At 37.2% G+C, this 20636-nt stretch carries 23 protein-coding genes; 11 read left to right on the forward strand and 12 right to left on the reverse strand.

What is annotated here, in order from left to right; all coding sequences use genetic code 11:
* Window positions 1-163: 163 nt before the first annotated feature.
* Window positions 164-760 carry a GNAT family N-acetyltransferase gene (locus tag FLK20_RS14440; protein ID WP_152657303.1) on the forward strand — a complete coding sequence of 199 codons (597 nt, stop codon included), beginning with the start codon at window positions 164-166 and terminating at the stop codon, window positions 758-760.
* Window positions 761-844: 84 nt separating this feature from the next.
* Here the strand turns inward: FLK20_RS14440 and FLK20_RS14445 are convergent, their stop codons facing one another.
* Window positions 845-2212 (reverse strand): ammonium transporter, encoded by a 1368-nt coding sequence (locus FLK20_RS14445; RefSeq protein ID WP_152657304.1) that lies wholly within the window; start codon window positions 2210-2212, stop codon window positions 845-847.
* A 16-nt stretch (window positions 2213-2228) separates the two neighbouring features.
* A complete protein-coding gene (locus FLK20_RS14450) occupies window positions 2229-2570 on the reverse strand; it encodes a P-II family nitrogen regulator (protein ID WP_152657305.1) in 342 nt (113 codons plus the stop codon).
* A 431-nt stretch (window positions 2571-3001) separates the two neighbouring features.
* Between FLK20_RS14450 and spxA the strand changes: the two genes are divergently transcribed.
* From spxA to pepF, 4 genes are all read left to right on the forward strand, one after another.
* A complete protein-coding gene (gene spxA / locus FLK20_RS14455) occupies window positions 3002-3397 on the forward strand; it encodes a transcriptional regulator SpxA (protein ID WP_040979700.1) in 396 nt (131 codons plus the stop codon).
* Window positions 3398-3803: 406 nt separating this feature from the next.
* Complete coding sequence (gene mecA / locus FLK20_RS14460; RefSeq protein ID WP_152657306.1) at window positions 3804-4493, forward strand: adaptor protein MecA; 690 nt, start codon at window positions 3804-3806, stop codon at window positions 4491-4493.
* A 215-nt stretch (window positions 4494-4708) separates the two neighbouring features.
* Window positions 4709-5872 carry a competence protein CoiA family protein gene (locus tag FLK20_RS14465; protein ID WP_194165634.1) on the forward strand — a complete coding sequence of 388 codons (1164 nt, stop codon included), beginning with the start codon at window positions 4709-4711 and terminating at the stop codon, window positions 5870-5872.
* A gap of 112 nt (window positions 5873-5984) precedes the next feature.
* Window positions 5985-7796 carry an oligoendopeptidase F gene (gene pepF / locus FLK20_RS14470; RefSeq protein WP_152657308.1) on the forward strand — a complete coding sequence of 604 codons (1812 nt, stop codon included), beginning with the start codon at window positions 5985-5987 and terminating at the stop codon, window positions 7794-7796.
* 46 nt (window positions 7797-7842) lie between these two features.
* Here the strand turns inward: pepF and FLK20_RS14475 are convergent, their stop codons facing one another.
* The 4 genes from FLK20_RS14475 to FLK20_RS14490 form a co-directional block, all read right to left on the reverse strand.
* A complete protein-coding gene (locus FLK20_RS14475) occupies window positions 7843-8022 on the reverse strand; it encodes a hypothetical protein (RefSeq protein ID WP_152657309.1) in 180 nt (59 codons plus the stop codon).
* A 667-nt stretch (window positions 8023-8689) separates the two neighbouring features.
* Window positions 8690-9553, reverse strand: coding sequence for a ClpXP adapter SpxH family protein (locus tag FLK20_RS14480; RefSeq protein WP_152657310.1), 864 nt, complete (start codon window positions 9551-9553; stop codon window positions 8690-8692).
* Between the two features lie 15 nt (window positions 9554-9568).
* Complete coding sequence (locus FLK20_RS14485; protein ID WP_152657311.1) at window positions 9569-9958, reverse strand: globin domain-containing protein; 390 nt, start codon at window positions 9956-9958, stop codon at window positions 9569-9571.
* A gap of 132 nt (window positions 9959-10090) precedes the next feature.
* Window positions 10091-10669: a CYTH domain-containing protein gene (locus FLK20_RS14490; RefSeq protein ID WP_152657312.1), complete on the reverse strand. Its 579-nt coding sequence runs from the start codon at window positions 10667-10669 to the stop codon at window positions 10091-10093.
* A gap of 449 nt (window positions 10670-11118) precedes the next feature.
* Here FLK20_RS14490 and yjbM point away from each other — a divergent pair, with 449 nt between their 5' ends.
* Genes yjbM through FLK20_RS14505 form a run of 3 tightly spaced genes read left to right on the forward strand, consistent with a single transcriptional unit; the run spans window position 11119 to window position 13454 of the window.
* Window positions 11119-11727 (forward strand): GTP diphosphokinase, encoded by a 609-nt coding sequence (gene yjbM, locus FLK20_RS14495; protein WP_152657313.1) that lies wholly within the window; start codon window positions 11119-11121, stop codon window positions 11725-11727.
* A gap of 20 nt (window positions 11728-11747) precedes the next feature.
* Window positions 11748-12551 (forward strand): NAD kinase, encoded by an 804-nt coding sequence (locus FLK20_RS14500; protein WP_152657314.1) that lies wholly within the window; start codon window positions 11748-11750, stop codon window positions 12549-12551.
* A gap of 3 nt (window positions 12552-12554) precedes the next feature.
* A complete protein-coding gene (locus FLK20_RS14505) occupies window positions 12555-13454 on the forward strand; it encodes an RluA family pseudouridine synthase (RefSeq protein WP_152657378.1) in 900 nt (299 codons plus the stop codon).
* Here the strand turns inward: FLK20_RS14505 and prpE are convergent.
* Window positions 13451-14197 (reverse strand): bis(5'-nucleosyl)-tetraphosphatase PrpE, encoded by a 747-nt coding sequence (prpE, locus tag FLK20_RS14510; RefSeq protein WP_152657315.1) that lies wholly within the window; start codon window positions 14195-14197, stop codon window positions 13451-13453. The genes FLK20_RS14505 and prpE overlap by 4 nt on opposite strands.
* A 447-nt stretch (window positions 14198-14644) precedes the next feature.
* Here prpE and mgtE point away from each other — a divergent pair, with 447 nt between their 5' ends.
* The gene (mgtE, locus tag FLK20_RS14515; protein WP_152657316.1) at window positions 14645-16024 is read left to right on the forward strand and encodes a magnesium transporter; all 1380 of its coding nucleotides are present in this window, start codon (window positions 14645-14647) and stop codon (window positions 16022-16024) included.
* Between the two features lie 125 nt (window positions 16025-16149).
* On the forward strand, window positions 16150-16596 hold the full coding sequence (locus FLK20_RS14520; RefSeq protein ID WP_152657317.1) for a CotO family spore coat protein: 447 nt from the start codon (window positions 16150-16152) through the stop codon (window positions 16594-16596).
* A 60-nt stretch (window positions 16597-16656) separates the two neighbouring features.
* Here the strand turns inward: FLK20_RS14520 and FLK20_RS14525 are convergent, their stop codons facing one another.
* Window positions 16657-17127, reverse strand: coding sequence for a CotY/CotZ family spore coat protein (locus FLK20_RS14525; protein ID WP_152657318.1), 471 nt, complete (start codon window positions 17125-17127; stop codon window positions 16657-16659).
* A 222-nt stretch (window positions 17128-17349) separates the two neighbouring features.
* Here FLK20_RS14525 and FLK20_RS14530 point away from each other — a divergent pair, with 222 nt between their 5' ends.
* On the forward strand, window positions 17350-17598 hold the full coding sequence (locus FLK20_RS14530) for a hypothetical protein (protein WP_152657319.1): 249 nt from the start codon (window positions 17350-17352) through the stop codon (window positions 17596-17598).
* A 225-nt stretch (window positions 17599-17823) separates the two neighbouring features.
* Here FLK20_RS14530 and FLK20_RS14535 read toward each other — a convergent pair whose 3' ends face one another.
* From FLK20_RS14535 to FLK20_RS14550, 4 genes are all read right to left on the reverse strand, one after another.
* Window positions 17824-18537: a YetF domain-containing protein gene (locus FLK20_RS14535; protein WP_152657320.1), complete on the reverse strand. Its 714-nt coding sequence runs from the start codon at window positions 18535-18537 to the stop codon at window positions 17824-17826.
* Between the two features lie 110 nt (window positions 18538-18647).
* Complete coding sequence (locus FLK20_RS14540) at window positions 18648-19070, reverse strand: GNAT family N-acetyltransferase (RefSeq protein ID WP_152657321.1); 423 nt, start codon at window positions 19068-19070, stop codon at window positions 18648-18650.
* Between the two features lie 6 nt (window positions 19071-19076).
* Entirely contained in the window at window positions 19077-19589 is a 513-nt protein-coding gene (locus tag FLK20_RS14545; RefSeq protein WP_152657322.1) for a YjcG family protein, read from the reverse strand.
* A gap of 91 nt (window positions 19590-19680) precedes the next feature.
* Complete coding sequence (locus FLK20_RS14550; RefSeq protein ID WP_152657323.1) at window positions 19681-20406, reverse strand: alpha/beta hydrolase; 726 nt, start codon at window positions 20404-20406, stop codon at window positions 19681-19683.
* Window positions 20407-20636 lie beyond the last annotated feature (230 nt).

Raw genomic sequence — 20636 nt, forward strand, 5'->3', positions numbered from 1 at the left:
GAAAACCGCTGGACAAGGTTCAGCGGTTTTTTGCTGATCGTCATTTTTTATGGAAACGTCAGCAGCAATATTTTACATATATCATTCTGATCAGGTATCATTTCACAATCAAAATGAAATCGGTTATAATGAAACGACAATAATCGATAAAGGAGCAACCTGAATGAATTGGTATGAAAAGCTGAACGATTATTTTCCGGTAGAAGAAATGAAGTCTAAGCAGCATATGGAGCTTTTGCTTGCGGAAAAGGGAGATGTCTATTTTAAAGACGAGAGCCCGAAGCATGTATTGATGTATGCTGAATTTGATACATTTATTTTTATTGATTATCTCTGGGTGTCAGCGAACACGCGGGGGCAGGGTGTCGGACATCAGTTGATGGACAAGCTGAAAGAAAAAAATAAAGCAATTATTTTGGAAGTAGAACCGATTGATTATCAAGATACAGATACGGAAAAAAGATTAAAGTTTTATTCCCGTGAAGGCTTTCGTCATGCGCGGTCAATTGGCTATAACCGCAGATCACTGGCAACAAATGAAGAAATGCCTCTGGAAATTTTATACTGGTCGCCACAGAATGATTCGGAGGAAATTATTTATAGTCAGATGAAAAAAATGTATGAGGACATTCATACTTATAAAGATAAAGAAATTTATGGAAAAAAATATCAGCCTTCCGAAGAGGTATTGCATTATAACGAAGATAACAAATCAGATAACCTTTTAGAGGGGGTACAAAAACAGAGTAAATCTAATTAGAGTAAATATAGTTAGAAAGTCAAAAGACTGTAGAAGCAGAATTTAATCTCTTCTACAGTCTTTTCTATATGAAGTATGCATTATTTATAGTTTTGTCGAATTTTCAGCAGGTACATGCTGATTTAAGCGGTCTGCCAGACCAATTGGTGTTTTTGTGCTTGAAGTTCCTTCTAAAAAACTATCTTTAAAATGATACGCACTGGAGCCGTGTTCACTGAAATCCAGCCCGGCTTTTTCTTCTTCGGCAGATACGCGAATGGGAGAGATTTTATTTAAGACAAAGGTAAACCCTCCAGCTGTCACAGAAACCCAAATGATGACTGCTAAAATGCCAATTGCTTGAATTCCTAACTGGCTGAAACCATTTCCATAAAATAGTCCGGTATCTATCGAGAAAAAGCCAATAGCCAATGTTCCCCAGATTCCGCAAACACCATGAACAGCAATAGCTCCAACAGGATCATCTACTCGCAATTTTGTGTCGATAAAGCGGATTGCCTCTACCAGTAAAATACCAGACACAAGGCCGACGATTATAGAACCACCTAGTGAAATTTCTGCTGCTCCAGCTGTAATGCCTACCAAACCACCTAATACACCATTCATTGATAGAGAGGCATCCACTTTTTTAAAGCGTAATTTTGTATAAAAGGAGGAAGACACTAATGCAGCGGATGTAGATAACAGTGTTGTTCCAATAACATAGGGCACAAGAGAAGGATCAGCAGCTAGTGTGCTTCCGCCATTGAAGCCGAACCAGCCTAACCATAGAATAAATACACCAAGTGCTCCTAACGGTAAATTATGCCCTGGAATAACATTAACCTTTGTTTTGTTATATTTTCCAAGCCTTGGTCCAAGAATAAGGACAACCATCAGAGCTGCGATTGCGCCAGTTAAATGAACAACCGTAGAGCCGGCAAAATCACTGAACCCAAGAGCTGTCAACCAGCCGTCACCCTGCCAAATCCAATGTCCGACAACTGGATAGATAAATAGTGTCATTGCAATAACGATAAGTATATAGCTTCCTAATTTTATTCGTTCTGCCACAGCCCCTGACATAATGGTTGCGCATGTAGCAACAAACATTGCCTGAAAGACGAAGAAGCCAATATCTTCCACGCCGCTTAGGAAGAATCCGTTTGTTCCAATGATAGACCCGGATGAAGTTCCAAACATAATCGCGTAGCCGGCTACAAAAAATAACATAGCAGCAATACAAATGGTTAAAAAATTTTTCATTAAGATATTTAACGTGTTTTTAGTACGGGTAAAACCTGATTCAACCATTGCGAAGCCTGCATGCATAAAGAAAACCAGAAAAGCTCCCATCATAATCCATACGAGGTTAATAGATAACTCCAGTGATTCCACTGTTGGTGCAGCTGCATATGCAGGAGTTGCAAATAAAAATGATAAAGTAAATAAGGCAATAGATTTCTTGAACATTTGATTTCCTCCCCCGTTAATAAATTGCTTTTATCCCGCTTTCGCCAGTTCGTATTCGAATAACCTGTTCGATGGAAGATATGAAAATTTTTCCATCGCCAATTTGATCCGTTTTACATGCGTCAACAATATGCTTGATGATATCATCTACTCGCTCATCCGAAACAACTAATTCAATCTTTAACTTGGAAAGTAAGGTCACTTTAAATTCAGTGGAGCGGTAAACGCCTACCTTTCCTTTTTGTTTTCCAGTTCCAGCTACCTCCGTAACTGTTAATCCATCAAAGCCGATAGCTGCTAATTTTTCACGTAAATCTTGAAACTTCTCTGGCCGTATAATTGCTTCAACCTTTTTCAATGGATATTCCCTCCTTCATACATTTGATGTTACATAACCTTACATGTAAAGTTATGTTTATTATCATAATGCTGTTTTCAGGGAATTGCAAGTCTTTTTTTAGAAAATTTTGAATGAAACGCTTTCAAGAAATCCATATCTGCGGACAGACAAACAATTAAAATTAAGATGCGATTGGATGCGTGTATTTTGTGTTTAGAAAGCACGCAGGTAAATTTATTTTAAAAATATGTTTATTATCAATTGGTTAAGGGAATCTTAAAAACATGAGAAGTGTTAAGTTAAATTAAATAAATCATTTTCTCACAACCCCTACCTTTTATTAGATATTTAGTGTATAATAAGTACATATAAATAGATTAGACTTATTATTATTTAATAAAGTCAGGTAGGATGTTGAAAATATAAAATAGATTGAGGAGTGAAGTTTCATGGTAACACTTTATACCTCACCAAGCTGTACTTCATGTAGAAAAGCAAAAGCATGGCTGGAAGAGCATAATATTCCTTTTACAGAGCGTAATATCTTTTCTGAACCTTTATCTCTTGATGAAATTAAAGAAATATTGCGTATGACAGAGGATGGAACAGATGAGATTATTTCTACTAGATCGAAGGTTTTTCAAAAGTTGAATGTAAATATTGATCAGCTGCCAATGAAAGATTTATTTAATTTAATTCAGGATAATCCCGGTTTATTGCGTCGTCCTATTATTTTAGATGAAAAACGATTACAGGTTGGGTATAACGAAGATGAGATTCGTCGTTTCCTGCCCAGGACCGTTAGAACATTCCAATTACGTGAAGCACAACGGATGGTTAATTAATAAAAATAAGCTTAGTAAAGGTGCAGATGCTCTCTGCGCCTTTCTTTTATGGTAAAAAGTGAAAATAAGCTCTGATAAATGACAAAACACTTGAAATGCGTTAGAATAACTAACTAAATAAAATGTATAAATACATTCGTATTTGACTGAGAGTAATCAAAGGAGTCACCTTTATTTTTTCAGAAAATTGATGAGAACTAGGCATATTCATTTCTTGGAGATTGTATTTTTGCATACAATGTAATCAAGCGAAACTTGATAAATAAGGTTCATGATTAGGATGATACTGATTTGGGTACATCTAAATATATAGATATTGATTATATGCTGTCGGCTCAAGCTCATGCATTGTGCAGAATAAATGTGCAGAAGATCATTCTATCTTAATGAGAAGGGGGAGCTTACAATGGAGATAGAAAGAATTAATGAAAATACGATTAAATTTTATATTTCTTATGTTGATATAGAGGAATTAGGCTTTGAAAAAGAAGAAATCTGGTACAATCGAGAAAGAAGTGAGCAATTATTTTGGCAGATGATGGATGAAGTCAATTATCGTGAAGACTTTAATCCGGAAGGTCCGCTTTGGATACAGGTTCAAGCAATGGAAAAAGGTTTGGAAATTGTTGTTACGAAAGCGAAGGTCTCCAAAAACGGCGAGCATTTGGAACTGGAAACCGAGGATGGAAATATTGATTTGCCAGTAGATGAACAGCTTGAAAATATTTTAGATGAGAAATTTGGAGACGATAAAAAGGATAGCGAAGATGAAAAGGCTGAACTGATGGAAGAGAATTTGTGGATTATCGTGGAGTTTGATGAATTTGAAAATCTCATTCAGCTTAGTCATCAACTGCATGATCTGGATGATTTTGGAGAAGAGACTTTATATTCTTATAAAGGTAATTACTATTTATATATGGAATTCTCCTACGATGTATTAGATGAACATCGTCAGGAAGATGTTATCAGTCAAGTGTTGGAATATGCATCTGATTCGTCGATTTCCGTTCATTTGCTGGAAGAGTATGGAAAGAAAATTATGGAAGTCGATACGTTTAAACAAGTTCGTAAATATTTTCCAAAAGATGTTTAACATAAAACCTACAAGAAATCCTGTGATACGATTTGTTGTAGGTTTTTTGCATGTTTTAAAAGGGGAAATATAACAAATACAATGTATTAACTGAGCGAGTATTCCGTCCGAATGAAAAGCCCCCGATGTATGAAGTTTCACTTTATTTTTTGCAGGAAAAGACAGAATGGTGTCGAAATATATAGTATGGGAGGTGATAAAGGGTGCAGTGTGCTGTGAGTAAAGCAGGGGAATCTGTTTTCCTGTTTCGTCATTCACAAGAACAGATTGCGGGCTGGAAACAGAATAAAGATCTATTTTACTGTCCGGCTTGTAAGGAGAGAGTAATTATCCGGTCTGGTGATAGAGTAATACCACATTTTGCACATTTACCGCATACAGAGTGCTTCCTTTCAGCGGGCGGAGAAGGGGCCTATCATGAAAGGGGAAAGCTGCAATTATTTAAGTGGTTATCACACTTTAATATGCAAACAGAATTAGAGGTGTATTTTCCTGAAATTTTACAAAGAGCTGATATTTTTATCCGGATTGGACAAAAGAAGCTCGCTATCGAATTTCAATGCGCCAGAATATCACAAGAAGAGATCTTTCGCCGTACACAAGGCTACAAATCTTTAGGGATAGATTCGATTTGGATTCTGGGAGCAAAATATTTAAAACAAAAGGGGCCTTATACTTTTCAAACGAACCATTTTTTAGATACATTTATTTGTTCTTCTCCGCGAAAGGACTATCCACAACTGTTCTTCTATGATCCCTTTCTATCAGAAATGGCCATTCTTCATCATTTATATCCGCTTCAAGCTTCAAAGGTTTTTGCCAAACAATTGGTATATCCACTTTCTAAATTGCATTTCAAGCATCTCTTTCAAAAAGAAAAAGTCCCCAGCAGCTTTTCGGAAATTTGGTTAAAAGAAGTGCATCGTCTTCGTAATAAGGTAGAAGGCTCTTATGGAACAATATATAAATTACGGAGATGGCTGTATCAAAAAGGTTATTTGTTCCAACACTTGCCAAGCATCTGCTTTTTACCGATTCCTTATCAGGCTGCAGTTTCTATCCCTTTTTATAAATGGCAAACAGAGCTGTATGTCTCTTGTTTAGCTAATTTAAAAACAGGCGACAGAATAGATATTGCCCAATTAAAGAAAATGCTCGATTCCTTTTATAGCAAGAGCACTATGGATTTTTCTGCCGGATTGGATATTTATCTCCTGCTGCTCCATCAATCGGGTTATATTGAGATACAATCCACTTCTATTCTCCGAACCAATCAGGAAATCATTTACTACCCTTCCCAGGAACAAGCATTCCTGGGAGATCAATCTTTTTTCAATCAATTTTTTACAGTAAAAAAAGCAAAATACGAGCATGAATAACCCTTATTTCGTTATACTAATTAAGAAGCATAAAAACAGTATGTCTTTAATACATTTACACCGGAAGAGTTAGAAAGTACTGTTGATTTGTAAAAAGGGAGGCAATAACCGTATGGCAAAAGCAACAAAGCAATTACCAAAGCGTGACGAGATACCTGAAGAATTAACCTGGCGTTTAGAGGATATTTTTGAGACGGATGACAAGTGGAAGGAAGAATTTCAAAGCTTAAAAAATGATATTTCAAAATTGGCAGCGTACAAAGGTAAACTGGGCAATTCCTCTGATACTTTACTGGAAGCGTTACAACTGCAAGATAAATTATCAGAACGTCTTGGTAAGCTGTATGTCTATGGACATTTGCGTACCGATCAGGATACGACGAATTCCTTTTACCAAGGGTTAAATGCACAAGCAGAAAATCTGCTGACTGCTGCGTCCAGTCAGTTTAGCTTCCTTGTACCGGAGATTTTGGAAATCCCAGAAGAACAGCTTCAGCAATTTATAGCAGAAAATAAAGAGCTTCAGATGTATAAAAAAGTTTTAGATGATATTAACCGCAGTCGCCCTCATGTACTGAGCGAAAAGGAAGAGGTTTTGCTTGCAGAGGCAGATGAGCCGATCGGAGCTATTTCACAAACATTCAGCATGCTGAATAATGCGGATTTAACTTTTCCATCCATTACAAATGAAGATGGAGAAGAAGTAGAGCTGACGCATGGCAGATATTCTACTTTTTTAGAATCATCAGACCGTAACGTACGGAAGCAGGCTTTTAATGCGATGTATGATACGTATGGATCATTTAAAAATACATTTGCCTCCACATTAAGCGGGGAAATAAAATCACATAATTTTAATGCAAAAGTTCGGAATTATGAAAGTGCCCGTCAGGCAGCCTTAGATAATAATCATATTCCTGAAGAAGTATATGATAATCTAGTTGAGGCAGTAAATGAAAAATTATCCTTATTGCACCGCTATGCAAAATTAAGAAAGAAAATCTTAGGTGTAGATGAACTGCATATGTATGATTTATATACGCCGCTTGTAAAGGATGTAAAGATGCCTGTTACTTACGACGAAGCGAAAAGATATGTTTTGGAAGGTTTGAAGCCTTTAGGTGATGACTATGCAGGGATTTTAGAAGAAGCATTCGATAAGCGCTGGATTGATGTAGAGGAAAACAAAGGAAAGAGAAGCGGTGCCTATTCATCCGGAACTTATGGAACAAATCCATACATTTTGCTGAACTGGCAGGACGATGTCAACAATACATTTACGCTGGCGCATGAGCTTGGTCATTCTGTACACAGCTACTATTCCAGAAAATATCAGCCATTCCGCTATGGAAATTATTCTATTTTCGTGGCAGAAGTTGCTTCAACGACAAATGAAGCCTTATTAAATGATTATTTATTAAAGCATCTTGATGATGAAAAAGAAAAGCTTTATATTTTAAATCACTTTTTAGAAGGCTTCCGTGGTACAGTATTCCGTCAAACGATGTTTGCGGAATTCGAGCATGAAATTCATGTATTGGCTCAAAATGGGGAAGCATTAACGGCAGATAAGCTGACAGAAGTCTATTATGATCTAAACAAAAAATATTATGGTGAAGATGTTGTCAGTGATGAAAAAATTGGTTTGGAATGGGCCCGGATCCCTCACTTTTACATGAATTATTATGTATATCAATATGCTACCGGCTATTCTGCAGCAACAGCATTATCAAAACAAATTTTAGATGGAGAAGAAGGGGCTGTAGAGCGATATGTCGGTTTCTTGAAATCAGGCAGCAGTGAGGACCCTATCGATGTATTGAAAAAAGCTGGCGTAGATATGACACAAAAACAAGCCATTTTAGATGCATTGGATGTTTTTGAAGAAAAATTGACAGAGATGGAACAACTGCTAGAAAAGTAAATATAAAAAACGGCCAGGCACCTGCCTGGCCGTTTTCATTGTGTTTTTAACGCCGGAATCCTTTTGTTCCTTGATAAGCAATGGAAGAAAGCATGCAGTAGATGGATGCGAGTAATAAGGGGAGTGTTATATAGACAGGTATCATGTTCATAAATCCTAATAAATTGAAGAAAAAGGCGAGAATAACCAGTAGCACGAATAGGAGAGGGAAATAATTACGCCGCATAGGTTGAACTCCTCCTTTATGATAAAAATGATTTGTACTGTATTATATGTCCGAGTTGTTTCTTCTAGAAGGGGGAGTTCAAAATCCGAATAAAAAGATTTATCGGATCCCATCATATTGTTACGTACTGCAAAGGGTGAGCAGTCATAATGGTTTTCGGTTAGCCGGGTAATCGTCAGCGCAGCCCTGACACATTTCATGAGAGATGTGTAATGCAGACTTTTAACCGCCAGGAAAGCTCCTGATGATTAAAATTTCGTTGTATAAATAAAACTAGAAGTGACTATTTTGTGAAAAAATGCACATAGTTGTTGAAAACTTGAAAATAACTTGATAAAATATAGTTGTAAGTTGATTACAAACAAATACCCCTTTTGTTTGATCATGAAACTTTCTCCCATCCCCCTTTGTAATTATACAAAGTCGGAAAAAAAGATACACGCTGCCCCGTGTATCTTTTTTTGCTTTATATTTTGCATTTTCAAGAGAGATTAAGTGAAGCATCGTTCGGTGGGTATTCTTTTCAACCTGCTGGAGTGCAGGCAAAAACCGGTTAAGTTCCTTGTTGGCTGAATGACCCGTACTTAGAAATTTCATTTTTTCATTTTTGAAGCGGGAGTCTTACAGTCAATTACACTGTGATAAAACGATAAGGAAATGATTTGTTTTATACCGTACCGAGATACCTCCAATAAGACTCATTTTTTTCTGTTACTTTTTCAACGATTTGCTGGAATTGAAGTTTTTTAAGTTCTTTTTCCGTTTTATCGATGGACCAATCATAGATAACAGACAATTCCTTTGTGCCTACAGTCTGCTGTAGCTGTAAATAATCAATTAAAGATGGTTTTACAGATGGAATTGGTGTACGCTGTAAAATTTCTTTTAATACAAACTCATAGATATCATACGGGTGAAGCCCGGAAAGCTTCACACCCTCGTCCTCTACTTCCTGGTTAAATAAAACAATAGTAGGTGTATAATCAACTTCCATTTCACAAGCAAGTCTTAAATCACATTGCAGTGCACGTTTGGCGGTATCAGAAAATAAATCTTTTTGAAATTCTTCCACATCTAAAGCTGCCTCAAATGCACAATCTAACAGGACATCCTCATTGCAGATGTTTTGTTTATCAAAAAACAAAGTCTCCTGAATTTTTCGGATAAATTGCTTGGCAGCTTTTTTTCCTTGTAATTCAGCAGCTTTAATGGCCAGAGCAGGAACCCAGGGATAGTCAAGGTCTTCATGGTCATTAGGAAAACAAACCCCGCCTGGCTGTTTTTTCTGTTTTCTTTTATTTAACCCATTTGGATTTAATGCAGTCAGCTGTCCGCTGATTACATGCTTAATCGTAAAAAAACGGCCATATTCAACATATAATTTTTTTAGATAAGGTTCTAATGCCCAGCATTCAGAACATAATGGATCAATAAAAACATACATTTCAATAGGCTTTTGGACGTATTTCATGTAGTTAAAAGAAGAATCTATTTGATTAGAAGATGAAAGTTCTAGTTGATTCCCATTCATTTTGAATGCTCCTTTCTAAGATTCTGGGGTATTCATCATATGATTTGCAGTCAATGTCATTCGCTCAATCATTTCTGTATAATAGGGTTCTTCTACTTGATTTTCTATTAATGCTTTGTCCATACAAGCTAACCATGCATCTCTAGCACTTGGTGTTATTGGGAAGGGAAGATGTCTTCTTCTTAACATAGGGTGCCCGCGTTCTGCTTCGTACAGTCTTGGACCGCCAAAAAACTGCGTTAGAAATAGTGTCTGTTTATGCATTGTTTCTGTTAAATCATCCGGGAATAGCGGTATTAAGACAGGGTGCTCTTTTACATAGCCATAGAATGTTTCCACAATCTGTTCTATCTTTTCATAACCGCCAATTCCACTATATACTGTTTCTGTATTATTCTGTTTCATATCAACTGCTCCTTGTACTAGTATTGTAGCAATATAGGGTCACTTCATCAAATAATCTGTACCGTAACAGAAGCAGGGTGCTCCGTTTGTTATTACAAATTTAAAATAAATTTACAAAGCAACTAAATTCTATCAAGATGTTCGTTGTTTTTGATGAAAAAAGCGTGCTATTTTAGCAGGGGTTTCCCGGAAAGGAATTTGATAGTTTGCTAATAAACTTCGGAATACTTTTTCTCCATCATCCTTTGAAACGGCTTCTAGCTCTAATTCAGCATCTTCGGTATCTAAGTAAATACTTTTATCTAAAACAATTAATGTACCCTGATAAGGAATTTCTTTTCGGAACGTAGTCATCCTTCCAACATAGGTGAGAGATGATATGTCAATAGCCATTTGCTTCAGCTGTTTTGAAACATTTGGAGCTTCTGTCGGTATGCCGGAGGTCCAAGACAGGAATTCATCTTCTGTCAGCCTGTCATGTGTTTCTAACAACCCATCAGGATGCGGTTCTTTTAATGTTAAAGTATATGTTTCGTTCTTTTTCCGTATTCGCAGCGCAGCGTGATTTCTTTTTAAACCAAAGGAAGGTGTTTCAAAATAATAATTTATTTGCTCTATGACTTTTGCCTGAGAAAATAAATCTTCAGCTAATCGATCATATTCCTCGGTGGTTAACAGGTTTTTAAATTCAATTTCTACTTCTTGGCTCATTCATAAATCTCCAGTTCTAAAATTAGATTACCTCTATTATGGCTTGTATGAAGAAGCATTGCAAAAAATAACTATTTCAGTTGAAAGATTTTAAGCTACCGCTCCAACAGGTTTCATGGGGAACTCTTAGCGAACGTAACCGGACTTCTTTTTTCCGTTTCTGCGCTCTCCCATGGGGGAGTCTCTGTGTTTTTCTTCTGGGGCTGCTGCGATTACTTGTCCCGGCAAAAGCGTCGCTAGTTATGGTATATGATCATCAGCTATGCATTTTTATTATGATAACAAGAAAGTGTACTTTATGATTTCAACTTCATATATAAGTAAGTATGGTTGATCTGAAAACATCCAGTTCCTTTCTGCTTTTTTTAAGCCTCTCTTTCCTTTGTACTAATGCTACTCTGTGATAAAATAAAAATAATAATATTAGTTTACATATAGGGTGATGTTCGATGGACTGGGGTAAAACGTTAGCGCCATATAAACAGGCAGTGGAAGAATTAAAAGTAAAGTTAAAAGGGATTCGCTCGGAATATCAGAGAGAATTCAGCAATTCACCAATTGAATTTGTCACAGGGAGAGTAAAACCAATACCAAGCATTATCGAAAAGGCGCGTGAACGGCAAATTCCTCTTGAGAATTTAGATAAATTACAGGATATAGCGGGGATAAGAGTTGTTTGTCAATTTGTTGATGATATTTACCCCATTGTCGAAATGCTCAGGAAACGCAATGATTTTCAAATTATTGAAGAGAAAGATTATGTCTTTCATAAAAAAGATAGCGGCTACAGATCTTATCATATGATTATTGAATATCCAGTGGAAACGGTGACAGGGAGATTAATTGTCTTAGCTGAAGTTCAAATACGTACACTTGCGATGAATTTCTGGGCGACCAATGAGCATTCTTTAAATTATAAGTATGATGGAAATCTGCCTTCAGAGGTGAAGCTGCGTCTGCAAAAAGCTGCCGAGGCTGCATTTAAACTTGATGAAGAAATGTCTAAAATCAGAAGCGAAATCCATGAAGCTCAACGTGTTTTTCATCGCAAATCATAGGTAAAGGATGGGAATATGTAATGAAATTTAAAATTGTTTCAAGAGGAGACAAGAGATCAAATAAAATCAAAATCATGATGCGGCAATATCTGGAGTCCTTCGGATTGGAGTATCATAAAGAAGAGCCTGATTTAGTCATTTCTGTTGGTGGTGACGGGACATTTTTAGAAGCTTTCCATCGCTATACCCATCGATTAAAGGACACAGCTTTTATCGGTGTGCATACCGGGCATTTAGGGTTTTATACGGATTGGACACAGGAAGAAGTGGAAAAGCTATTGATTGAGATTGCCAGGACACCATTCCAAACGGTGGAATATCCATTAATGGAAGTCATTATCCGGGATGATTTAGGTAAAAAAGAAGATAGGCATCTTGCTTTAAATGAAGCAATGATTAAAACAGCAGATGGCTCATCTGTTGTCTTAGATGTGGAATTAAAGGGCGAGCATTTTGAAACATTCCGTGGTGACGGGATATGTATATCTACGCCATCCGGAAGTACCGCATATAATAAAGCGCTCGGGGGAGCAATTATACACCCGTCCCTGGAGGCAATTCAGATAACAGAGAATGCATCGATTAATAATCGTGTTTTCCGTACAATTGGATCGCCGCTGGTTCTGCCGAAGCATCATACCTGTTTTCTGAAGCCGATGGTTGATAATTCCTTCTTAATTCAGATTGATCACTTCACAAAAAATTATCACGAAGTAAAATCGATCCAATGTCGTGTTGCCAAGGAAAAGATCCGCTTTGCTCGCTTCAGACAATTTCCTTTCTGGCATCGTGTGAGAGATTCTTTTGTTACGGAGTCAAATTGAGTGATGGTAAGCATTCAAAAAAGCTGGGTAATTGATCAAAATCATTCCCGGCTTACCGTCAAGGATTTCTTACAAAAGAAGCAGGGCTTTTCAAGAAGATTATTAACGGCCATAAAACAAGATGGTGGCAGTATCCTGATTGATAATCATCCCTGCTATGTATCAGAAACATTAGAGCCGGGTCATGAAGTAACCGTGATTTTTCCTGAAGAGGCACCAAGTAATATCGTGCCGACAAAAATGGATTTAGATATTATTTATGAAGATGAAGACCATCTGGTTATAAATAAACCGGCAGGACAAGCTTCGATGCCATCCATGACAGATCGCGTGTATACATTAGCGAACGGGATTGCATGGTATTATCAGCAAAAAAATCATCCTGCAACCATCCATATTGTGACAAGGCTGGATGCAGATACGTCTGGGCTTGTCTTAGTGGCCAAGCATCGCTATGTTCATTCTCTGTTAGCTGAACAGCAAAAGCAAAACAGCATTCATCGTATGTATGAAGCGCTGGTGACAGGAGTGCTGGAGCAGGCGGAAGGGACAATTTCAGCACCAATTAGCAGAAAGCCGCCATCTATAATTGAGAGAGAAGTAAACTGGTCTGCTGGACAAAGAGCAGTAACCCATTATAAAACAGCTGCTTCTTTTTCTTCTGCTTCTTTCCTGCACATCGAATTGGAAACAGGACGGACCCATCAAATACGTGTGCATTTTAGCAATATCGGCCACCCGCTCTTAGGAGATGATTTATATGGCGGAGAGCAAACGATGATTTCCCGGCAGGCCTTGCATTGTGCCTATATCGAATGGCAGCATCCTTTTCAAAAAAGAAAAATAAAACTCAAGCGTGAACTGCCTTCCGATATGCAGAAATGTCTGGCTTCTCTCCGTTAATCGGAATCGAAGCTTGTGAAGCGATCAGGCGAAAAAGGCTGTTTGGATAAAACGGAAACAAAGGTCAGGTCAGGGAATTGCAGAGCTGTTAGTTTATTTCCAAAGACACAGCCCGTATCAATATTGATGGTGCGGTGTACAATTCTGGGCTCTAAAACAGGTGTATGTCCGTAGATAACCCAGGCTTTTCCCTGATATTTTTTTGCCCAGTCCCGTCTGATTGGGCGTCCCTGTTCATCCGTCTGACCAGTCGTATCGCCGTAAAGTACAAATGATTTGACCCGCTCCGATGCTGCCCCGATTAAATTTTCCTTGATCCCTGCATGTGCAATGACTAAGTTCTCCTCTTTAAAATGGAAGTATAAAGGTGCTGTTTCATATAAATACATAAATTTTTCTTTTATTTGACTTTGCTGCTGTGTCTGTAAATTTTTCCATTCTGCCACAGTTGTTTCTAAGCCATATTTTTGTTGTACGTTATTTCCCAGGAAGTAGCGGTAGAGCTTATTACAATGGTTGCCAGGAATATAGAAAGCTATCTTCTGCTCTGCAACAAGCTGATAAACAAGCTTGATCACGGCCATTGAATTTGGTCCGCGATCTGTAATATCTCCGAGAAAAACAAGTTTATGATCAGCAGGAGCTGTGTAGCTTCCTTGCTGTTTCATGTAGCCGAGCTTTTGAATCAGCTCGTTTAATTCATCTATACAGCCATGTACATCGCCAATAATATCAAAATGCATAGGCAGCCTCCTTCGTTGTAGTTATTCCTTATTATAATCAGAATACCTTTTCTTATAAGATGCATTCAAGCGGTAAAGCATTAACCGTAGCAGAGGAAGGCTGTCATACGAATATATCTGTAAATTAAATGTTTATATTTTGTTTTAAGAAAAAATAAGTCAATATGCAATATATTTGACAAAAAAATATATTGTATAAAAAAGTGGCGGGAAATAACTTTTCCTGGAGAGCGTAAGATTAGAGCAGGAGTGTATAATTTTCTGATATTACATGCTGATAGTCTTGTAGCTTATAATGGATATTGTTTTATGAAAGGAAAAATGCTAACTATTTTTACAAAGTGTAATGTAAGTATTGGCTGGGACTTGCTATTTGTTTTGCATCTTGTAAAATAGGGAAGGATGTGTAAGAATAAGAAAATCAGTGGAAAGAAAGGAGGAGCTGCTATGAAAAAGGATCAATATGATGTTCAATATGAAGAACAATTTCAAGAACATATTGATAAAGTTCGAGAAGCATTAGAAAGTGAAAATATGGAGGAATTTCGAACAGAATTTCTGGAAATTCATCCATATGATCAGGCAGTATTTTTCCAGCAGCAGGATAAGGAAAGAAGGGCGCAGATATACACGTATTTATCTCCTGAAGAAATGTCAGAGATGTTAATTAATATTGATTTTGATGATGTCGTTGAGTTTTTTGAGGAGATGGATCCGAGATATGCTGCGATGATTTTTGGTGAAATGCCTGTCGATGATGCAGTAGATATTTTAAATGAGCTGGATAAAGAAAAAGTAGTAAGCTATCTAACGATCATGGACAAGGAATCAGCTGACGATATTAAACAGCTTCTTCATTATGAAGAGAAAACCGCTGGTAGTATCATGACCACAGAATATGTTGTGCTTTTTGAAAATCAAACTGTTGCAGAGACAATGAGTCAGCTGAAGAAAGAAGCACCTGATGCAGAGACCATTTACTATTTGTTTGTCCTTGATAATGATAAACGTTTAGTTGGTGTCTTATCTATCCGGGATTTAATTATTGCAGATAATGATATGCTGATTAAAGAAGTTATGAGTACGAAAGTTGTCGCTGTATCTGTTGCAAAAGATCAGGAGGAAGTTGCGCAGATGTTTAGAGATTATGATTTTCTCGCACTTCCGGTCGTTGATTTTCAAGACCATCTTTTAGGTATTATTACGGTTGATGATATTTTAGACGTTATGGAAGAAGAGGCTAGTGAGGACTATTCCAAATTAGCGGCAATGTCGAATACCGATATTAAAGACGATACAGCTATCCGTTCTGCCAGAAAAAGACTTCCCTGGCTGGTTATCCTGCTATTTCTTGGAATGCTGACAGCAACATTAATTGCCAGCTTTGAGGAAACATTAGATCAGGTTGCTGTTTTAGCTGCTTTTATCCCCCTGATTGCCGGTATGGCCGGGAATTCTGGCACACAAGCACTGGCAGTATCTGTACGGGGAATGGCCACAGGAGAATTTAATGATACTGGCAAGTGGAAGCTCTTAGGAAGAGAAGCATTAACAGGATTGATTAATGGAGTAATCTGCGGCGTCATTCTTATTTTCATTATTTTTATATGGCAGGGCAGCCTGTATTTAGGTATCCTTGTAGGATTATCTATTATGGGTTCATTGATTGTAGCTACATTAGCAGGTGCTCTTATCCCCATGCTGATGAATCGCTTAAATATCGATCCGGCAGTAGCATCTGGACCTTTTATCACAACGATTAATGACCTTATCTCTACATTAATTTACTTCGGAATGGCTACTGCGTTTATGAGCTATTTAATTTAATCAAAGGATTGTCTCAATCTGGGGCAGTCCTTTTTAGATAGGAAGAGACAGGTATTCTTTGACACAAAACAAATTCTAGGTTCATACACTATACAAGATAAGCCAAGAAGGGGTGTAAATGACCGATGACGAATAAAAATAAAGCGCAGGGTCCTTTGCTTTACATCAGCCAGCCTCAGCTGCAGGAATCTAGAGCTCCAATGCAGGAGAATTATGTTGGTGATTATAGAAAAACAAAACAAAAGGATTTACAACAAGCCTCAGATAAAAACAGAGGGCGGCCAAAAGATAGGAAGGATCTATTTGACGATCATTCCCGGGCTCCTGGAGCGCGTTCCAGTAAAAAGAAGTTTATGGAAATGACGGTTATCGAAAAGGTAGATTATTTAACCAATCGATCAGAATTTGCTCCTCCGCTAAAATGTGAAGTAATCACTGCTTCCGAAAAGAAATATCGAGGATTGATTCGTGAAAGGAAGGCAGACACGCTTTCTTTTCAATTAAATAATCGAAAAAACCGGATAGAAATTGCCTTAAAAGATATCGAAAATATTCAGTTATTAGGATTTTAAGAGACACCATTCAGGAGGAAGCTCCTGAATGGTGTCTCTTTCATCCAATGAAAAGGTATTTTAATGAAATGCTTTGATTGCTGGTAAGCAGGTAACATGACAAAAGCAGTTTAAGTCTGCGGAGATACAAATACCTGTTGCTTCCAAGTCCTCTGTATTTTGATCAGTTGGGTCTTTCATATGATCAAAGTTACAGTTTTCTCCATCGCTTAGTAATAATTCGAGAATAGCACAATTGTTTTTATCTACTTTTTTTACTCGAAAGATAAAACTTGATAAAATTGGATTCATTTTATGGTGATGGTCTTTTGTTGCGCCAAATCCTTTAAAAGGCTTGCAGTCATTACAGTATAAAATAATCGGTACGGTGTCAAAGTCATTACATACTTCATTTTTGCATAAGAGGTCGTTGATTGATTGTTCACAGCTCGTATCACAGCAATTTTCTACAATGTCATTTTGAGCATCAACAATGTCTTTTAAAATATCTGCAACACAACTTCCAGTATCGTAATTTTTTCCACAACCCATGAGAAATTGCTCCTTTCACAATTTGAATTTTCTTTCCTTATAGGATATGTGTCTTTATTGTGTTGGTGTGGGCGAGTGTAGCTAAGATGAATGGCTACTTTAATAAAAAAGATTATTTTGACTATACAAGATAAAAAAAAGTGTATATAATATTTCAATAAAGCGGTTTCATAGGTTGGAAGATGGGGTATATACAGTTGAATATATTAGGAGGTGAGGGAGATGGGTTATATTATTCCGGTACAGAATTCGCAGTATGTGGATTATCATCAAAGAATACAGCCGGCACAGAAAAGAAGTCATCAGATCGAAGCTTCTTTTAAAGTTCAGCTGGAGCGGAGGCATCAGGAATTAAGTGCAACCTATGAAAGGTATTACCGCAATAGGCCTGAACCTCAAAAGCCGTTAGATCTGCCATTAGATTCCTCCTTCATTATTGGAAAGGGAAGATATATTAATCAGTATGTATAGAAGCATTCCGCTGTTTATAAAAGGAATGCTTCTTTCATGTCAAGAAAGTATAAAGAGTCTCAGGGATAAAGTATATGTGCAAGACTTTCTAAGGGGTGCGTCATCACAAATGTTTTCATCGGGGCGAGTAATCGCGGTCCCAGTCCCGGCGTCCCAACGAAGGCGAACAATCCTGCGCTCTTCAGGCTTGGCTTGCCAAGCTTTCTTTATAGAAGAGGAAGCGGTTTAATCAAAATCAGTATATTTTTTGTGCTCCCGATTAAAGAAGGGGAGAATATACAATGGGTTTCCTTTCGTATATTCCGCATAAAACACTTCTGAAATGTCCTTGTAGCCCTGCTCACGAATCGACTCCTCCAGCCAGGATACAGGAAGGTTTTTCTCCTCCAAATTATCTTTAATAATCTCCCCGTCATTAATAAGCATGGTTGGTAATGCTACTTCTTTTGGAGATAATTTTAAGTCTTTGCGTGTAGGTGTCTGATAGTCTGTTTTTTTTAGAACAGATACCGTTCCATTCGCTTCTAAGACGCCAAATTCAACCTCACTGATAGAAAATACATTCTTTTCCCTTAACAGATGCTGCAATTGGTTAATATCCAGCTTGGTTTTTTTCATCATATCCCGGACCAGCTTGCCGCGATGAATGACAATGGTCGGGCTTCCTTCAAGCATATGTCTGGTTCGCTTAAATTTTTGTGAAATAATTTCAATGGTATACATAAGAATACCGTAAAGAACGATAACAAATGCTATTTCTGGTATTCCAGCATTGGGGTCGAATAAAGCATTCCCAACTAATTCTCCTAACAGTAAGGCGGAAATAAAATCAAATGGAGTGATTTGCGAAATTTGTGTTTTTCCTAATATTTTTGTAATGATAAATAAAGCAACAAACCCAAAGATAACTTCTACAAACATACTTAGATAACTGGACATATGATACGCTCCTTTATCTTTTCACAGTATTTTATATTGTGTGCAGGAGCGGATAAAAAATTCGTGAAAAAAAGACTCTTATCACTAAAAGATAAGAGCCCTCCATGAAATTATAAATTTTTAACCATTGTTACATGTGGGATGCCTGCATCCATAAATTCTCCAGATATAACTTGATAGCCCAGTTTTTGATAAAAGTCTTGCGCATGTGTCTGTGCATTCAGTTTTGCTTGATGCAGATCCTGGTGTATAATTTCCTGTTCCATTTTTTGAATGATTTTTTTACCAATAGATCTGCCGCGCTGTGATTTTAGAACGCAAATACGCTCTAATTTACCATAACCATCCATAAAACGAAGTCGGGCGGCAGCAATTGGAGTTTCCCCATCATAAACAATAAAATGCGTTGCTGTCTTATCAAATTCATCCATTTCCAGTTCAGAAGGCACGCTTTGCTCTATTACAAATACCTCATGGCGAATTTGATATACAGCTTGTAAATCCTCTGGGGAAGTTGCGATTTTTACGAGCATGTATATTTATTCCTTTCCTAATAAAAATGTTTCATACACTGTCCAGGAACCATTATCTAATTCATATAACAGCTGGAAGCGGTCAATATAGTCTTTGATTGCAAAGCCTTCCATTTTCAGTCTCCCTACAATATCAGAGAATTCATCATGCTCTAAGTCCTGAGCAATGGTGATATGCGGTACAAAAGAATGCTGTTGATTATCTTCAAATACGCCCTGGTGCAGCTGTTCATTAAGCAATTTTAATTGTTCGATAGGCTCCACTTTTAAATAAATGGTATTAGTTACCGGTTCAAAAGTGCTGACCTTGTTGATATGAATATAAAAAGGGTCTACACTGCCGGCAATTTTATGCAATTCCTGGACTACTTCATCTATCTGCTCAGGTTTTTTTTCAAACGGGTACTTTAATGTAATATGTGGAGGGATTAAAGCGTACCTTGGGTCGTAACGCTTTCTTAATGCATTAGCTTGATCCTGTACAGTTTTTGACGGGAAAATAGCGATTCCGTATTTCATTGATACTACCTCCTAATACATGTTTTATGTTTAATTAGTTATATAAGCTATATCTCCATAAGTATAGCAAATGAAAATGAAAATAGAAATTTTAATCAAATAAAGTTGTGAGTAAACGGCGCATATCATTTTGCCAATATTTCCATGTATGAATGCCACCTTCTAATTCATGATAGGTATACGTTGCTCCGGATTTTTCTAATGCCTGATTTAATTTGCGGTTAGGTTCTATAAAGTCAGCTGTGTTCCCATCGCTCATTTGCACGTCCGTTTCCTTTGTCCCGATTGTATGGTAAATATCCAGTGTTGACAAGGGCTTTGCCTGCTCTATACTGGCCAATACAGAGTTATCAACATAAGGAGATTGTATGCCCACCTTGCCAAATGTGTGCGGATATTTTACTGCTGTCATCAGTGCCAGTGTTCCTGCCAGCGAATCACCGATGATAGAACGTGACTTTCCTAAATGGTATGTCGGGATTAATTCATCTAAATAAGGCACAACTTCACGTACGAGAAAATGAGTATATGCCTCATTTTGCTCTCCTGATGGATGATATTTTTTTCGCCGATCATACTTATCTTTATAGTGGATGCCCACAAAAACAACATTATGCATTTCTTTTTCATCATGAAGCTTGTCGCTTAATGTAGCGATTCGCCCCAGCTGAAAGTAATCTTTTCCATCCTGCATAATACAGATTTCATATTTATACAATTCGGAAAAGGTTTCCGGATGATAAATCTGTAATGTCATCGTTTCTCCTAAAAAGGAGCTGTTTATTTCTTTTTCAAACATTTTTCCTTTCCTGCGCAAGCTCCCCACCTCAGACTTTCTTATAATAATTAATCGTATAGGAACAGTCTATCATTGTATGATGGTGCTGTCACTTGAAGCTCATTTTGCTCATTCTGAAAAATAAATTTTAAAGAAATGCTTTGATTTCAAGAAAAACTTATCCAAACATGTAAAAGCCCATCATTAATCTTGTTTTTTAATGTCTATTAAAAAATATCCCTACAGTATATGTTTGCTATCAAGAACAT

This window comes from Oceanobacillus sp. CFH 90083 (assembly GCF_009389585.1).
Classification (GTDB): Bacteria; Bacillota; Bacilli; order Bacillales; family Amphibacillaceae; genus Oceanobacillus.

Coding starts and splice junctions, on each gene's coding strand:
- mgtE (WP_152657316.1), top strand. CDS start 14,645: ATGAAAAAGGATCAATATGATGTTCAATATGAAGAACAATTTCAAGAA.
- spxA (WP_040979700.1), top strand. CDS start 3,002: ATGGTAACACTTTATACCTCACCAAGCTGTACTTCATGTAGAAAAGCA.
- FLK20_RS14530 (WP_152657319.1), top strand. CDS start 17,350: ATGGGTTATATTATTCCGGTACAGAATTCGCAGTATGTGGATTATCAT.
- FLK20_RS14525 (WP_152657318.1), bottom strand. CDS start 17,127: ATGGGTTGTGGAAAAAATTACGATACTGGAAGTTGTGTTGCAGATATT.
- yjbM (WP_152657313.1), top strand. CDS start 11,119: ATGGACTGGGGTAAAACGTTAGCGCCATATAAACAGGCAGTGGAAGAA.
- prpE (WP_152657315.1), bottom strand. CDS start 14,197: ATGCATTTTGATATTATTGGCGATGTACATGGCTGTATAGATGAATTA.
- FLK20_RS14445 (WP_152657304.1), bottom strand. CDS start 2,212: ATGTTCAAGAAATCTATTGCCTTATTTACTTTATCATTTTTATTTGCA.
- mecA (WP_152657306.1), top strand. CDS start 3,804: ATGGAGATAGAAAGAATTAATGAAAATACGATTAAATTTTATATTTCT.
- pepF (WP_152657308.1), top strand. CDS start 5,985: ATGGCAAAAGCAACAAAGCAATTACCAAAGCGTGACGAGATACCTGAA.
- FLK20_RS14500 (WP_152657314.1), top strand. CDS start 11,748: ATGAAATTTAAAATTGTTTCAAGAGGAGACAAGAGATCAAATAAAATC.
- FLK20_RS14485 (WP_152657311.1), bottom strand. CDS start 9,958: ATGAAACAGAATAATACAGAAACAGTATATAGTGGAATTGGCGGTTAT.
- FLK20_RS14505 (WP_152657378.1), top strand. CDS start 12,555: ATGGTAAGCATTCAAAAAAGCTGGGTAATTGATCAAAATCATTCCCGG.
- FLK20_RS14520 (WP_152657317.1), top strand. CDS start 16,150: ATGACGAATAAAAATAAAGCGCAGGGTCCTTTGCTTTACATCAGCCAG.
- FLK20_RS14490 (WP_152657312.1), bottom strand. CDS start 10,669: ATGAGCCAAGAAGTAGAAATTGAATTTAAAAACCTGTTAACCACCGAG.
- FLK20_RS14440 (WP_152657303.1), top strand. CDS start 164: ATGAATTGGTATGAAAAGCTGAACGATTATTTTCCGGTAGAAGAAATG.
- FLK20_RS14475 (WP_152657309.1), bottom strand. CDS start 8,022: ATGCGGCGTAATTATTTCCCTCTCCTATTCGTGCTACTGGTTATTCTC.
- FLK20_RS14480 (WP_152657310.1), bottom strand. CDS start 9,553: ATGAATGGGAATCAACTAGAACTTTCATCTTCTAATCAAATAGATTCT.
- FLK20_RS14545 (WP_152657322.1), bottom strand. CDS start 19,589: ATGAAATACGGAATCGCTATTTTCCCGTCAAAAACTGTACAGGATCAA.
- FLK20_RS14540 (WP_152657321.1), bottom strand. CDS start 19,070: ATGCTCGTAAAAATCGCAACTTCCCCAGAGGATTTACAAGCTGTATAT.
- FLK20_RS14535 (WP_152657320.1), bottom strand. CDS start 18,537: ATGTCCAGTTATCTAAGTATGTTTGTAGAAGTTATCTTTGGGTTTGTT.